At 58.8% G+C, this 14,408-nt stretch carries 12 protein-coding genes; 4 read left to right on the forward strand and 8 right to left on the reverse strand.

The window, feature by feature from the left end; translation table 11 throughout:
• Both KBY83_RS14230 and KBY83_RS14235 read left to right on the forward strand, forming a co-directional pair.
• On the forward strand, positions 1 to 3,338 hold a 3,338-nt coding region (locus KBY83_RS14230), incomplete at its 5' end, for a bluetail domain-containing putative surface protein (protein WP_255020226.1).
• Positions 3,325 to 4,380 (forward strand): hypothetical protein, encoded by a 1,056-nt coding sequence (locus tag KBY83_RS14235; RefSeq protein WP_255020227.1) that lies wholly within the window; start codon positions 3,325 to 3,327, stop codon positions 4,378 to 4,380. The genes KBY83_RS14230 and KBY83_RS14235, both read left to right, overlap by 14 nt.
• Here the strand turns inward: KBY83_RS14235 and KBY83_RS14240 are convergent.
• Positions 4,377 to 5,402 (reverse strand): lipopolysaccharide assembly protein LapB, encoded by a 1,026-nt coding sequence (locus KBY83_RS14240; protein WP_255020228.1) that lies wholly within the window; start codon positions 5,400 to 5,402, stop codon positions 4,377 to 4,379. The two genes, KBY83_RS14235 and KBY83_RS14240, sit on opposite strands and share 4 nt — an antisense overlap.
• 807 nt (positions 5,403 to 6,209) lie before the next feature.
• Between KBY83_RS14240 and KBY83_RS14245 the strand changes: the two genes are divergently transcribed.
• Positions 6,210 to 7,832, forward strand: a complete 1,623-nt coding sequence (locus KBY83_RS14245; RefSeq protein WP_255020229.1) for a mechanosensitive ion channel family protein — start codon at positions 6,210 to 6,212, stop codon at positions 7,830 to 7,832.
• A gap of 87 nt (positions 7,833 to 7,919) precedes the next feature.
• Here the strand turns inward: KBY83_RS14245 and chrA are convergent, their stop codons facing one another.
• From chrA to KBY83_RS14280, 7 genes are all read right to left on the reverse strand, one after another.
• A complete protein-coding gene (gene chrA / locus KBY83_RS14250; protein WP_255020231.1) occupies positions 7,920 to 9,266 on the reverse strand; it encodes a chromate efflux transporter in 1,347 nt (448 codons plus the stop codon).
• A gap of 92 nt (positions 9,267 to 9,358) precedes the next feature.
• Positions 9,359 to 9,502, reverse strand: coding sequence for a hypothetical protein (locus tag KBY83_RS14255; protein ID WP_255020232.1), 144 nt, complete (start codon positions 9,500 to 9,502; stop codon positions 9,359 to 9,361).
• A gap of 196 nt (positions 9,503 to 9,698) precedes the next feature.
• Positions 9,699 to 10,124 (reverse strand): cupredoxin domain-containing protein, encoded by a 426-nt coding sequence (locus KBY83_RS14260; protein ID WP_255020233.1) that lies wholly within the window; start codon positions 10,122 to 10,124, stop codon positions 9,699 to 9,701.
• A complete protein-coding gene (locus KBY83_RS14265) occupies positions 10,124 to 12,220 on the reverse strand; it encodes a copper-translocating P-type ATPase (protein ID WP_255020235.1) in 2,097 nt (698 codons plus the stop codon). The genes KBY83_RS14260 and KBY83_RS14265 overlap by 1 nt, the downstream gene beginning before the upstream one ends.
• A gap of 217 nt (positions 12,221 to 12,437) precedes the next feature.
• Complete coding sequence (locus KBY83_RS14270) at positions 12,438 to 12,713, reverse strand: hypothetical protein (protein WP_255020236.1); 276 nt, start codon at positions 12,711 to 12,713, stop codon at positions 12,438 to 12,440.
• 6 nt (positions 12,714 to 12,719) lie between these two features.
• Positions 12,720 to 12,941 carry a DUF3721 domain-containing protein gene (locus KBY83_RS14275; protein WP_255020237.1) on the reverse strand — a complete coding sequence of 74 codons (222 nt, stop codon included), beginning with the start codon at positions 12,939 to 12,941 and terminating at the stop codon, positions 12,720 to 12,722.
• A 42-nt stretch (positions 12,942 to 12,983) separates the two neighbouring features.
• Positions 12,984 to 13,679 (reverse strand): DUF305 domain-containing protein, encoded by a 696-nt coding sequence (locus KBY83_RS14280; protein ID WP_255020239.1) that lies wholly within the window; start codon positions 13,677 to 13,679, stop codon positions 12,984 to 12,986.
• 43 nt (positions 13,680 to 13,722) lie between these two features.
• On the opposite strand from KBY83_RS14280, the gene KBY83_RS14285 reads away from it, so the two are divergent.
• Positions 13,723 to 14,157 (forward strand): MerR family transcriptional regulator, encoded by a 435-nt coding sequence (locus tag KBY83_RS14285; protein WP_255020241.1) that lies wholly within the window; start codon positions 13,723 to 13,725, stop codon positions 14,155 to 14,157.
• Positions 14,158 to 14,408 lie beyond the last annotated feature (251 nt).

Genomic DNA, 14,408 nt, shown 5'->3' on the forward strand with positions numbered 1-14,408 from the left:
ACGTTGATTCGGGAGATTCCCTCAAATCTGTTCTGATCACCTCGGCACCTGATCTCGGCCAACTGCTTTTTGACGGCTCCAGCTTCACTATCGGAAGCAGTGGCTATTCCATTGCCAAGGCTGATCTGGGCAAGCTCACCTTTGTGCCCGCTGCCAATGCCAATGGCGATGGATATTCCTCTTTTCAGTTCAAGGTACGAGATCAGGCCGATGCCGCGTCAGCCGCATTTACCGTCACGATCGATGTCACCCCAGTGGATGATGCACCTGTCAGTCTTAGGGCGCTGAATCTTCTTGACCAAGCCTATGAGAAAGGTTCGAGTCCTCTTGGTATAACTCTACATTCTGTCGACGCCCACGGAGCTGCCGGTGCACTGTTTGCTGAGATCCTCGACCCAGATGATGATCAGTTGCTGATCACAGCCGTTCGATGGATCGATGTGACTGGTTCACAGACCAACAACCAGTGGACCGAAGTTAGCACAATGCAGGCCACCACAATCGAGGGCCTCTATGGAACGCTAACGCTTGCTTCTGACGGCTCTTTCACATACGTTGTTAATGATCAACACGTCGGCTTCTTGACCCTTTTTGATGGCCAGAGTCTTGTGGATTATTTCCGCCTGCAAGTCTCCGATGGACAGGGTGATCCGATTGATCAGGATCTCAATATTGGTATCAATGGCCGGGACGAAGTTGCAAAACCCACCATTGCGTTGGTTTCTGCGGATGATCGTGTGAACCGAGCAGAAAAAGGCACAGGCGTCACATTGACAGGGCTTGCCCGTGGTGCCAGCACGGTGGATGTCAGCTGGGGTGCCACAACAAAGCATATATCCGTTATCAATGGAACCTGGTCTACTCTCTTTTCTACCACGACTGATCCAAATCAGAGCAATCCTCTCTTAGCGGACATCTCTGAAATTCCTGACGATTGGCAAGACACAACGATCCGAATTACAGCTTTTGATCACGATGGCCACGCCTCTCTACAGACCGAGCGTGCAGTGGTGGTTGACACCATGTTCCCCACCATGCCCTGGCTTAGCCAAGTGGCAGGAGATGATCAGATCAACGCTTTCGAAAAACAAAACGGCATCACACTCATTGGAAAGGCTGAAGCCGGTGTTACTGTCACACTGAATTGGGCCACAGCTACCAAAACGGCTCTTGCCAATGCCAATGGATTTTGGTCGGTTCAGCTGGCATCCAGCGAGATCCCAGATGATAGTCCGCGTTCAACATTTCTTTTTTCAGCAACTGACCAAGCCGGTAATACGTCCCTTGTTAGTCGATACTGGGTTGGTATCGATACAGTCTCACCACAAGCTTCCACCTTTGAGCCCATAACCAGTGACGGCATAATTAACTTCAAAGAGTTTGGGCTTGGTGTCCAAATATCTGGTCAAATTGAGAAGGGCAGCGCTCTTCTCCTGGCATGGGACAATTTGTTTCTTCGCCCATTTGTATTGCCTTCAGGCAGTTGGAGCCAGTGGATCACTGCTCAACAGCTGGCCAGTCTTGACCAAAATGCCCCGTTCATTGCCACAGTGACCGATAAGGTTGGCAACATCACGATTTCTCCTCCTTTCCATCCAACGTTTGACCTGCTGGCACCCAAAGTACCGCTGGTTGAATCCCTTGGTGTGCCCGTTAATGGGCAGCAGGTCATCAACGCAATCACCAAAGCAGCTGGTGTACTGCTAACAGGGACGACAGGCAGTGCAGATGAAGCCAGCACCATTCGTGTTATGTGGGGTAGAACTGACAAGACTACCCTTGTGAACTCAGATGGTAGTTGGAGTATCCTCTTTAGTGCTACTGAGCTGCCAGCTGACACTGCGGCATCTGTTGTCAGCGTTCAGGCAACTGATGCCGCTGGTAATTCTTCATCCATCACAACCCAAACCATCCTGATCGATACGAAGGCACCTGATACCCCCAAAATATTAACGATTGCTGGAGACCACCTAATCACAGCCGCAGAAGCCCTGGCAGGTGTCATCGTTGAAGGCACGGCTGAACCTGGCACCTCCATCACCTTGTCCTGGTCGTCACTCACACGTACCACAACAACAACAAGTGGTGGCACCTGGAGTATTTCTTTTAATTCCAGCGAGCTTGGCTTCTTAAGCCAGGGCGCCACCAGCCTGATCGCCCTGGCTAATGATCTAGCCGGTAACTATTCGAGCAGCGTCAGCAGGAATGTGCAACTGGCCACAATTGCACCTGCTGTACCCTCGTTGGATGCTGTAGAAGCGGATAATCGTATTAATCTAGTTGAGGCACAATATGGCATTACTCTCCATGGCAGGTCTGAAGCTAACAGCCAAATCAATGCTCGCTTAGGAGCCAGAAGCTTCACTGGTAAGGCCGATCCGAGTGGCACTTGGAGTATTCGTATTCGTTCTTCGGATTTGCCTTCGGCTGATGGCACAGCAGTGCTGCACCTTAGTGCTATCAATGCTTCTGGTTTAGAAAGCAATGTACTCACCCACTCCCTGCAGATCGACCGCAGTGCCCCAAGGCTTCTCAGTCAGACAGTTTCTGGTAATAAAGTGCTCCTTTTGTTCTCTGAGGATCTTGCCTCAGCTAGTCTCGTAGCCAACAACTTCCAGGTGCTGGAGAATCGCAGCCTTGTTCCTGTGATGCAAGCTAAGATCGCAAGCACTCAAGCTAGTATTGTTGAACTAACTCTAGGTCGCCAAACCGCTTCCAGTTCAACGCTCAGCACTACTTACAGCCCTATGAGCGGTGGAAGATCTCTTGCTGATATCAGCGGTAATTTGGTTAGTGCCTTTAGTAATAATGTTGCCAATAGTTTTCGTTCCACTTCTTCGGTGGTGAATCTCGCAGCAACTTACAGCGCCGTTGAGCTATTTGGTTCTGATCCCATTAGTGGAGTTGGAAATGCAATGGCCAACAGCATCACAGGCAATGATGCTGGCAACATCTTGGAGGGTCGAGCTGGAGGAGATACTCTCACCGGGCTGGGGGGTAGCGATATCTTCCGTTACTCTGTGCTCAGTGACTCACTGCTTAACCAATATGATTGGATTACCGACTTAGCGATTGGATTTGACCGTATTGATGCACCTCACGCAGTCACTCTTGGCAGTGTCCGTCAGCTCGGATCCGTTTCAGCCCTCACTAACGTCGCCTTGCGGCAAGTGCTTTCGTCTGATAACTTTGTCGCAAATGGTGTTTCCAGCTTCAGCTTCGGCACTCGTACTTTTCTTGCTCTAAATGATTCTATCGCTGGATTTAGTTCCACAAGAGACGCCGTGATTGAGATCACGGGCTACTCCGGTAGTCTCAACCAGCTTGAAATTATTTGATCGTGATGTTGATTGGTTCGTGATGGTGTCATCGGATTGGGAGCAGATCAAACAAGCATTTTTAGAGCTTGGTGGTGATGTCCAGAACCTTGAGCCTCGAGTTGGCATTCGAGGCCGTGGACTTTTCTCGCTGGATTCTTCAAATCCATCTCGAATTTTTTGTCCTAAGCAGCTCTTGCTGCCGACCATTCATCTCCAATTTCTTGATAACGGCGGCATCTCGATCATGGATAGCTTGTGCTTGCCTGATAATGCCATCAATTTTCTCCATGATTATTACAATTATTGGAGTTGGTCGGGTGGTGGTCGGTCAGAGGCATTGAGTTTTCTTGAGGGGCTCAGCAAGTTACCCATCCAATACAGGCATAAGCTGATTGCCTTGGGCTTACTTTCGCGAAGTCTGTTGATCCCTTCATTGGCAGAATCATCGCTGTATAGGCGCTTTATCTTTACCCGCACCGTTTCCTATGAAGGATCCCAGGTTCTTGCACCGGTATGGGATCTTGTGAACCACAGTGCCTTTTCGCAGCCGTTCCGTAACACTAGCAACGGGATCGAAACGCCGCCCCGTGGCGATGCACAGGAACATCTGCAAAAATATTCAATGTTAAAGAGTCCACTTGGAATGTGGGCTCACTATGGTTTTAGTTGCCATTCGACTGTAGCCTTTTCCTGTCCGATTACCCTCTCTAGTGTTCTCTCGCCTTTTGTATTGCAATGTCTAGGTGAGCACTACTCCGAGGCATCTTGTCGTGGGAATAATCTTGGGGTTGACAATCAAGTGATTGTTGTGCGTTGTCTTCCCATTGGAAGTATTTCGACGGCTCTGCCAGTTGCTACGTTGCTCTCACTTCTTCGTCCTCTTGGTCTTGCCGATGCTGTTGTGTTTGACTTTTTTCATCAGCTCACAGATTGGAACATCGCCATTCGATCCGAGCTTCTTCAAGATATCAGTCACATTTCGTCCTCCTGTTTAGATTCCCTTCGAAATGGTCTCTCTCTCGAGTTGGATCTGATATCTGAATCGGGTATCGGTAGCTAGCTTGTTGTAGTTAGCATCAGCGCACTAAAGCTTGTGCCAAGCGAGGCTATGGTCTCAACAAAGTCTAGGTCCTTTAGTAGTGTGGGGTTTAGTCTAGTGGCTGTACTGATGTAGCTTTTTAGGCTGATCAGGCTATTCCCCTTCGCAATACCGGCAAGATTACGCATGGCCATTATGTGCCCAGGGTCTGCCTCAAGGGCTAGCAAGTAATGGTGACTTGCTTTTGAGAAATCGCCCATGGCTTCGTAAGTATTGGCAAGATTATTGTGTGCGTCTGCATAGTTGTGGTTTGCCTCTATGGCACTTTCATAAGCGCTGATTGCCTCTTCGATATTGCCTTTCTGTCTAAGGGTGTTTCCAAGGCAAAAATACGGCTCGCAGGCTGATCGATCGCGCTTAATCTCTGCCAAATAGGCTTCTACTGCCTGATCGTATTCGCCAATTCGATGCAAGGAGCTCCCAAGGTTGGTGAGGACGCCGGGCAGTTCGCGATTCATCTCCCAAGCCTTCTTGTAGGCACTTATTGCATCTTCGAATAGTGCTTGTTGAGCAAGGATGTTGCCAAGATTGTTGTATGCTTCGGCGTAATTCGGCTTAAGTTCGATGGCCCTATTGTAGGCAGATATTGCGGGGCCTGTTCTGCCCATTGCTTTCTGCAGATTCCCGTATTCAAAGTGCCTGGTGGGATTTGAAGGATCGAATCTTAGTGCTTCTTGGAAGCATTCGATCGCCAACCCGAGTTCGCCCTGCTGTTGGTAGATGGAGCCTAGGTGCCAGTGGGCATCTGGCACTTCAGGATTTATGGCTAAAGCCATCTTGAAGTTGTCAATGGCGTCATCAAGCCTGTTTTGCATCCAGCAGGTGGCGCCGAGCTTGCAGAATAAGATGTGACTTGAGCCGGCACGTCTCGCTAGCTTGCGCAGCACTAGTTCAGCCTGCCTGGCTTTCCCCTGCTTTACAAGTTTGTCTGCAAGTCTGAGCTTCTCGTCAAGTTTGATTGAGCCAGGAGTGGAGTGGTTCATTGCCCGGGCTTGGTGTGTCGCATGTCCATCTGGATTACCATCAGCTTAGCTGTGCTTGTCCCATTGCCTGTGTATTTTAGCGTAATTCTAGGTTTGGGCTCCTCCCGATTTTGTGGACACTGTTCAGTAATTAGCGTCAGTGAGTGTACTGGCAGCGATGAACTGTTGCTCATAGTCATTTGCTCGGGTAGCCGACCCTGAGCCCTGCAAACGCCCACTGGCAAACCGCAGTTCAGCCGCTGCATCGCTGAAGGCCCTGCCGGCCGTCGAAATCGGTGACCGTGTCTCGCCAGCGGTTGGAGGCATCGTTGGCCTGATGCGAGGTGAAGTCTGCTCCTTCTTCCCAGCTGAGCGTGACTGAGACTTGGCCGCTAGGACCGTCTTCTGGAGATAGGTGCCGATATCGCCATGGGACTTCAGGTTGTCACCGAAGACGTAGAGCTGTTGAAACAGCCTCTGAATCCTTGGGATTGAAGGGGTCGCCATGGAGGATTTATTTTGCACTCTAGGGACTGCACTGTTAAATTCCCCTTTGCATAGCCGTTCCTTCATTCGCATTGGTTGCTGAAATGAATTTGCATTGAGCCTTTCGCTGCTCTGGCAGGCCATCGCTTCAATTCGTTCTTACTGGACCGGTGGCAGGTGAGCAGCCAGGAAGATGGCGCAGCCTTGCCAGCTCGAGGCCCAAAGTGACCGGAACTCAATCAGGAAGGAGAAGATAGGGTCCGTTGACGTTCAAGTAGAAGCATCGTGGGTCATTTAGAGCCCTTTGGCCTTCGCCCACGCCCCAGATGGGCGCGCTTCCTTTTGCCCCTGCTGGTCGCCCTGCTGGCGACGCAGTTGCTGGTAGCGGCCCCCCTGACCCGAGCTGCTGACGCTCCCAGCCCGGCCTTCATCAAACTGGATGGCCGCCGGGTGCTTGAAATCCGTGTCGCCGCCGGCGCCCAGACGCCAGCGCAGTTGGCGAGGGTGGCTAGCCAGCGGCTGGCCGAGCTGGCCGCCAACTATTCGATCCAGCCTGAGCAGATCATCCTGCAAGAGGACCCGCCGTACACCACCATCGGCGTGTTGCGGGGAGAAATATTTGAGCCCCGCCTTTCAGTGGATGACCGCAACGCGGCCCGCTTTCAGCTCAGCCGCCAGCATCTGGCCCAGCGCTACCTGGAGCAGATCCGCGCGGCGATCGTGCGCCACCGCCAAACCCACCGCCGTTCGGACTGGTTGCGGGGGAGCGCGCTGGCCCTGCTCGCCTTGGGTTTCTACATCCTGTGGCTGCGAGGTCAGATCGCCCTCAACCGGCTCCTGGAGCGCTGGATCAACGACCCCGCCAACCGCCGGATCCGGGGGCTGCAGGTGGGGGGGAACCAGTGGCTCACCGCCGATCAGGAGCGCAGCCTCCTCGATCCCCTGCGCCGGATCGTGCACGGGGCCGTGCTCCTGCTGGTCAGCTACCTCTCCATTCCCCTTTTCCTGGGGCTGTTTCCCCCCACTCAGGCCCTCTCCGAAACCCTGCGGCGCCAGATCACTGGCCTCGTGGTGAGCGGTGCCCTGGCCGTTTCGAGGGCCATCCCTGACCTGATCTCCGTGGCGGTGATCCTGGGTCTGGCCGTGCTGCTGATGCGGGCGAGCAACGCCTGGTTCCGGGCGGTGGAGAAAGGGAACCTTCGCCTGAGCTGGTTTTACCCGGAATGGTCCCGGCCCACAGCCCGGCTGGTGGGGATCGGCATCCTGCTACTCGGTGTGGTGGCCGCCTACCCCTACATCCCAGGGGCCAACAGCAAGGCCTTTCAGGGGGCCGGCCTGTTCGTGGGCGTTTTGGCGGCCCTGGGCTCCAGTGCGGTGGCCGCCAACCTGATCGGGGGGTTGATGCTCACCTACACCCGGGCCTACCAGGAGGGCGACCGGGTCAGCATCAACGGCACCGTCGGCATCGTTCACGACTCCGCCCTGCTTGTGACCCGCCTGCGCACCCCCCGCAACGAGGTGGTGAGCATCCCCAACGCCACCGTGCTGGGGGCCTCAATCATCAATTACAGCCTGGCCCGTCGCGAGATCGCCCAGCCCGTGGTGATCGCCACCACCGTCACCATCGGCTACGACGTGCCCTGGCGCCAGGTTCACCGGCTGATGCTGGATGCGGCTGGCGCCACCGCAGGCATCAGCCAGGAGCTCCCTCCGTTCGTGCTCCAGACCTCACTTAACGACTTCCACATCAGCTACGAGCTCAGCGCCTATGTGGTGGATGTGGACACCTACCGCAGCACCCTCTCAGATTTGCTGGGGGCCATCCAGGATCAATTCGCCGGCGCTGGCGTTGAGATCCTCTCTCCCGGCTACCACGCAATGCGCAACGGCAACGGGAGCACGGTGCCCCCCTGGCCTGCCAAGTCCTTTGGCACCCCCACCCCTACTCCGCACGCCGCCGGCTGAAGGCTGTCCGCTGGGCTGGTTCAGCTTTCGGCTGAGCAGGCAAATGCCCGGGGCCAACGCTCCGGGCTTTGTTGTTTCTCCTGTCGATCAACTTGATAGCGCTGCCACCCCTGCCAGCACTGCACCGCTGGCCGCCGCTGCACCGATCACCTGCAGCACGCTCCAGCGCAGCTGCAGCTGCGCAAATAAAGCCAACGCCACCACCACTGCCGCCCAAGGGTTGAAAATGCCGCCGGACCAGAGCACCGGCCCGGCGAAAAAAAGCGCCAGGCTGGCGATCACGCCCACCACGACGGCGGTGATGGCGCTCAGCGGCGCCCCGAAGCGCAGGTCGCCGCGCGTGGCTTCCACCAGAGGTGCCCCGGCCAGGATGAAACCGAAGGAGGGCAGGAAGGTGAACCACACCGTCACCAGCACCGCCGCCAGGGCCAGGGGCCAAGGGCTCAGGCCAGCTGCGATCGATTGATTCCAGCCGCCCATGAAGCCCACGAAGGCCACCACCATGATCAGTGGCCCTGGGGTGGTCTCCCCAAGAGCGAGGCCGTCGAGCATCTGCGGAGCCGATAGCCAGTTGAACTGCTCCACCGCCCCTTGTGCCACGTAGGGCAGCACGGCATAGGCACCGCCGAAACTGAGCAGTGCCACCCGTGTGAAGAAGCGCGCCATCAGCGCCAGGGTGCCGCTCCAGCCGCCGGCAATCGCCAGGGCTGCAAGGGGCAGTAGCAGGGCCAGGGCCCAGATCAAGAGCGTCACTGCCAACCGCCGCTTTGAAAAGCGCGCATGGTCGGGCGAGGCGGAGTCATCGTCGTGAAGAGCGCCAGGCCGATCCTGCTTGGAGTCGCTCGATCCGGCCCCGTGGGGCTTGCTCGCCACCAGCAGGTTGGGCCGCCAGCGGGCGGCGCCGAGGCCGATCAGGCCAGCGCTGATTACCACCACGGGATAGGGAAGCTTGAACGCCGCCAGCGCCAGGAAACCGGCAACCGCCAGGGCCACCAGCAGGGGCGTGTGCAAGGTGCGGCGGCCAATGCGCCAGGCGGCCATCAGCACGATGGCCAGCACCGCCGGTTTGAGCACGGCGAACACCGAGGCCAGCAGCGGTAGCTGCCCCCAGAGCGCATAGATGCTGGCCAGGGCCGTGAGCACGAACACCGAGGGGATCACGAACAGCCCCCCGGCGATCAGGCCACCGGGAACTCCGTGCATCAACCAGCCCAGATAGGTGGCCAGCTGCATGGCCTCTGGCCCCGGCAGCAGCATGCAGTAGTTGAGGGCGTGCAGGTAGCGCCGTTCCGAGAGCCAGCGGCGCCGGTCCACCAGCTCGCGATGCAGCAGGGCGATCTGTCCGGCCGGCCCGCCGAAGCTCACCCAGCCCAGCTGGAACCAGAAGCGCGAGGCCTCAGCGAGGCCCACAGGGCTGACGGATCCAGTGGTCACGGGCTTGGGCAATGGGGGCACGATCAATATCAACGCACAGGTCAACGCAAAGCAGTCTGGGCAGCGGCTCCCCAGGTGCTCGCCATGAACGATCAGCCCCTGGTGCAGTTGGCAGGAATGCAGTTCACTCCCGCGTGGTGCCTAACCCAGTGACAGGTCATGCAGAGCTTGCGGCTGCGGGTCTTGAGCAGCACCGCCTCATCGAGATAGGGCCGCTGGCGTAATGCGGGAGCCATGCTCCAGCACAAAGCCGACCTACTCCAGCTACGCACCGGGACCCTGGTGCCGCGAACCTCGTGCCGCGGAACATCCAAGCTCGCTTTGCATGCCCAGGCCATCTGTCGAGGGCTGTTGCTCTTCAGCGTTGGCAGCCTGTGAGCGCAAATTGGCTCGTATCTATTTTTAGCCAGCTACCTGGGACACCCTCATCCCTCACTCCACTTCCAGCACTCCTCGCACCATGTTCATGCCGCAGTGGAAGGGATAGACGCCGGCTTTTGTGGGGGGCAACTCCAGGCTGGTGGTGGCATCAAGGGGCAGATCGAGGCTTTTGTGGAAATCGGGGAAGATCACCTGGGCCAAGCAGCTGCTCGGATCGACTCGATGAAAGGCAAGCCGCATCGGCTGGCCGGCCTTCACCTTGATTCTTGAGGGTGCATAGCCGCCATCCACAAGGATTGTGATCTCCTGCAAGCCTGCCTCGCTCTGGCGGGCCGCCACGCCACCGCCTTGGCGACCCAGGAACCACCAGAGCTGCCAGGCGATGAGAAGCAAGCCAACCATGGCCACCAGCCCTTTGAGGGCCACGGGTTGATCGATGGTGCGCCAGAGGGGCGCTGCGGCAGCAAGGATCAGCATCAGGTGGTTGGAAGAGGTAGGCGCGCAGGGCGGAAGTTCCGCAGCCTCAGGGCATTGCTCACCACCGACACGGAGCTGAAGGCCATGGCGGCGCCGGCGATCATCGGGCTCAGCAACCAGCCGGTGAGCGGAAACAGCAGGCCAGCGGCGATCGGGATGCCGGCCACGTTGTAAGCGAAGGCGAAGAACAGGTTCTGGCGGATGTTGGCCATCGCGGCGCGGCTGAGCTCGATCGCTGCCGGCACGCCGGCCAGGTTGCCGGAGATCAGGGTGATGTCGCTGGCGGCGATCGCCACATCGGTGCCGGTGCCCATGGCGATGCCCACATCGGCCTGGGCCAGGGCTGGGGCGTCGTTGATGCCGTCGCCCACCATCGCCACCGGGCCCTCACCCCGCTCCTGCAGCTTGCGAATCACCGAGGCCTTGTCGGCGGGGCGCACTTCGGCGATCACCCGCTCGATCCCCACTTGGGCGGCCACCACTTCGGCCGTGCGCTTGGCGTCGCCGCTGAGCATCACCACCTGCAGACCCAGACGCCGCAGGGCGGCCACGGCGGCTGCTGAACTGGATTTGAGGGGATCGGCCACGCCGAAGCAGGCCTCGATCCGCCCGTCCACAACCACGGCCGCGACACTGCAAGCCGCGGCTTCAAGACGCTCCACCAGGGGCTGGATGGCGGCGGTGTCGATGCCCAGTTCCCCGAACCAGCGGGGGGTGCCGACCCGCACCTGCTGGCCGGCGACAACCCCCTGCACGCCGCGCCCGGCCACGGCCTCGAAGCCATCCACCGCGGGGAGTTCACGGCCCTTCAACTGGCTGCGGGCATAGGTCGTGATCGCTTCGGCCAGGGGATGCTCCGAGCGGGATTCAAGCGCTGCCGTGAGGGCCAGCAGGGTGTCGGCCGGCAGCACGCCACCGGCCAGCCGCTCGAAATCGGTCACCTCCGGCTGGCCGCGGGTGAGGGTGCCGGTCTTGTCGAGCACGATGGTGCGCAGCTTGCCGGCCGTTTCCAGGGCTTCGGCGCTGCGGAAGATCAGCCCGTTCTCCGCCCCTTTGCCCGAGGCCACCATGATTGAAGTAGGCGTGGCCAGGCCCAGGGCACAAGGGCAGGCGATCACCAGCACGCTCACCAGAAACAGCATCGCAAGCACGGGATTGCCGCTGATCAGGAACCAGACCACGAAGGCGGCAATAGCCAGGGCGATCACCACGGGCACGAACCAGCCCACCACCTGGTCCGCCAGGCGCTGCACCTGGGTGCGGGAGCTCTGGGCCTGACGCACCAGCTCCACGATCTGGGCCAGCACCGTGTTTGCCCCCACCCGTCTGACGCGGAAGGTGAAACTGCCGCTGCGGTTCATCGAGGCGCCGATCACGGCATCGCCGGCAGCTTTGGCCACGGGGGTGGGTTCACCGGTGAGCATCGACTCCTCCACCCAGGAACTGCCTTCGCTCACCTCCCCATCCACCGGGATCTTTTCGCCGGGACGCACCTGCACCAGGTCACCGACCACCACCATCGACACCGGAATTTCAACCGGTTGGCCATCCCGCAGCACCCGGGCGCTGGGGGGCTGCAGCTGCAGCAGCCGCCGGATCGCTTCTGAGGTTTGGCCGCGGGCCCTGGCCTCTAGCAGCCGGCCCAGCAGCACCAGGGTCAGGATCACCGCCACGGTTTCGTAGTAGACGTCGGCGGGCAGGCCTTCAGCGATCAGCACCTGGGGGAACAGGGTGGTGAACAGCGAGGTGAGGTAAGCGATGCCGGTGCCGGCCGCCACCAGGGTGTTCATGTCGGCGAAGTGCTGCCGAAAAGCCGAGACCGCGCCGGTGAAGAAGTCACGCCCGCACCAGAACAACACCGGTGTGGTGAGGATCAGCTGGGTCCAGGGGCTTGTGAACCAGAAAGGCAGGAAGGAATGGTGCCCATTGCCCAACATGTGGGGCAGGCTGGAGACCATCACCAGCACGGTGAGGACGGCAGCAACGCTGACCTTGCGGCGCAGCAGGGTGCGCTCCCGGGCCAGCTCCCGCTCCATGCCGTCTGCTGATACGGCTGGGCCCTCGGCAGGGCAGCAGGCTGGGGAGGGGGCGCTCATTGTGTGCGTGACATCAGAGGCCTGGCGTTGGCGCGGAGCTATCTCTTAAAGCTAGTGATGTTCAGTTAGATAGAGAGCCATATCCCGTGATTTTCGTATTCTGGTTCTTGATATTTCTCCTTTGAGCTCAGTTATGTAGCAAGTGGATTGCACTGATCGCGGAGTAATAGGGCTGAAGGTTGATCAGCTCGAAGTTGTCCGTGTGGATTCCAAGCGCTCAGGCCCTAGCCCTGCGGCCGGAAATCAGCAGGGCCAAGCCGGAACCAATGACCACCAGCGTGAACAGCCCCAGCAGCCCTGAGTAATAGGGCTGCAGATTCAGCGGGCCAAAGCGACCGGAGTGAATCTTGAGCAGCCAGAAGGCATCGATTCCCTGCTCGAGCAGCAGGCTGTAGAGCGAGCCGGTCGCGGCGGTGATCAACAGCGGCGCTGCTGCAATTGGCACTACCCAGCGGTGCAGCTGACGCCAGCGAGTTTTAGGCAAAATAGGCATGGCGGTTTAGTTGTGACGCAGGTGCTGGTGCAGGGTTGCCTCATTGCTGCAGGGCATCCACTTACCGCTGTTCTGGTGAGTGCCTGTGCAGCCGAGCTCCTTGGCCCTTTGCTCGGCCTGCTGCTGAGTGTCATGAAGGCCCTTGGGGTGGGCGCGGCTGGCAAGTGGTAATGCCGCCAGGGCCAAGGCGATCAGGGCCATGCGGCTAGTCATGGAGAAGAGATCCATCAGAGGTGAATCGATCAGATCAAAAGAGTCAGATTAAAAGAGTTAGAAGCGAAAGAGTGCGTCGTATTGGCTGTACTCCGGCTTGATCAATCCCTCCAGGCGCAGCATGCGGCGCAGCTCGATGATTTCAGCGCGCTGGGCCACTATGATCTCTCTTGCAAGCCGGCGCACAGTGGTATTGCCGCTCTTGTCGAGGGCGTCGTGGGCCATCTGCAGGGCACCGCCGTGGTGGGCGATCATCCCCTCGAGAAACCACCCCAACCGGTTGGCTTTGGTGGGGGTGGAGCCCATCATCTGCATCGCCTGGATCTGGGCAGCGCCCATGCGCTCCAGGCTGCTCATGGAGTTGGGATCACCGCCCGGCCTGAGGGCCACGGGATAGACCGGCGCCTCTGGATACCAGGCCTTGCGCCACTGGGCCATCGCCTTGATCTCGCGGGCCTGCTCGAGCCAGATGCCGTTGGCTAGGGCGCCCACCCCGGGGTGGCCGATGTTGAACACAAACTCACTCATCCGCAGCGCACCGGTGTGGTGCTGCACCATCGCGTCGAGCCAGCGCAGGTCGTAGGTGGTTCCGGCTGGGCCGACGTCATGGCTATGGCTGGCGTGAGCCTGGCTGGGAGACTCCGCAGCAGGGGCCGCCTGATGCTGGTGATGGTGCTGGTGGGGATCTCCCTGGGCCAGGGCCGGGGCGGTCCAGATCCCAGCAAGCAATAGCGATGCAGAGAGGGAACGCATGGGTAGGAAGTTGGCTGTGTTCCTACGATGGGGTCTCCTCTTGGTGGAGAGTCAAGTGGCTGCGCGACAGCGGGAGGAATTGACGGCCCAGGAGCTCCAGAAGATCGGTGCGGTAGCTGCCCATTCGGGCGTTTCCGTGAAAACGATTCGCTTCTATTGCGATCAGGGACTGCTGCGACCATCAGGCCGCAGTGAGGGGCACTACCGGCTTTTTGATGCGTCGGTGTATGGAGAACTGGCCCTGATCCGCACCCTGCGGGGGCTCGAGCTCCCTCTGCCCACAATCAAAGCCGTATTGGAGGCCCGCCGATCGGGGATGTGCACCTGCGACAACCTGCAGGCCACGATCCGCGGCAAGGCCGGCGAGATCGAGCAGCGGATTGCCGATTTGAAATCCCTCCATGCCGAGCTCAACGGACTGCTCAGCACTTGGCAGAGCTGCGGCGGCAGGCCCGCTCCAGTCAGTGCAGGCATCTAAAGGAGAAACGTGCTGCCGGCGCCAGGGGTGATCTGCTGCTGGGCGGCAACACAGCTAAACCGCGCGACACCATGGTGGGACCACAGCGATCTGGCCAGAACTGAAGGAGCTGAGGTCCCCCAGCCAACAAAAAAGCCCCCTTATGCAAGGGAGCTTTTGGGATTCCGTTATTACCCAGCAGTAGCTGGGCTGTTGACTATCAACCGATTGCAGGTGCGGTCAGTGCCACGGGGGTGGCAGTAGCTGCTGCA

It is taken from the genome of Cyanobium sp. WKJ7-Wakatipu, assembly GCF_024345355.1.
GTDB classification, from domain to species: domain Bacteria; phylum Cyanobacteriota; class Cyanobacteriia; order PCC-6307; family Cyanobiaceae; genus Cyanobium_A; species Cyanobium_A usitatum.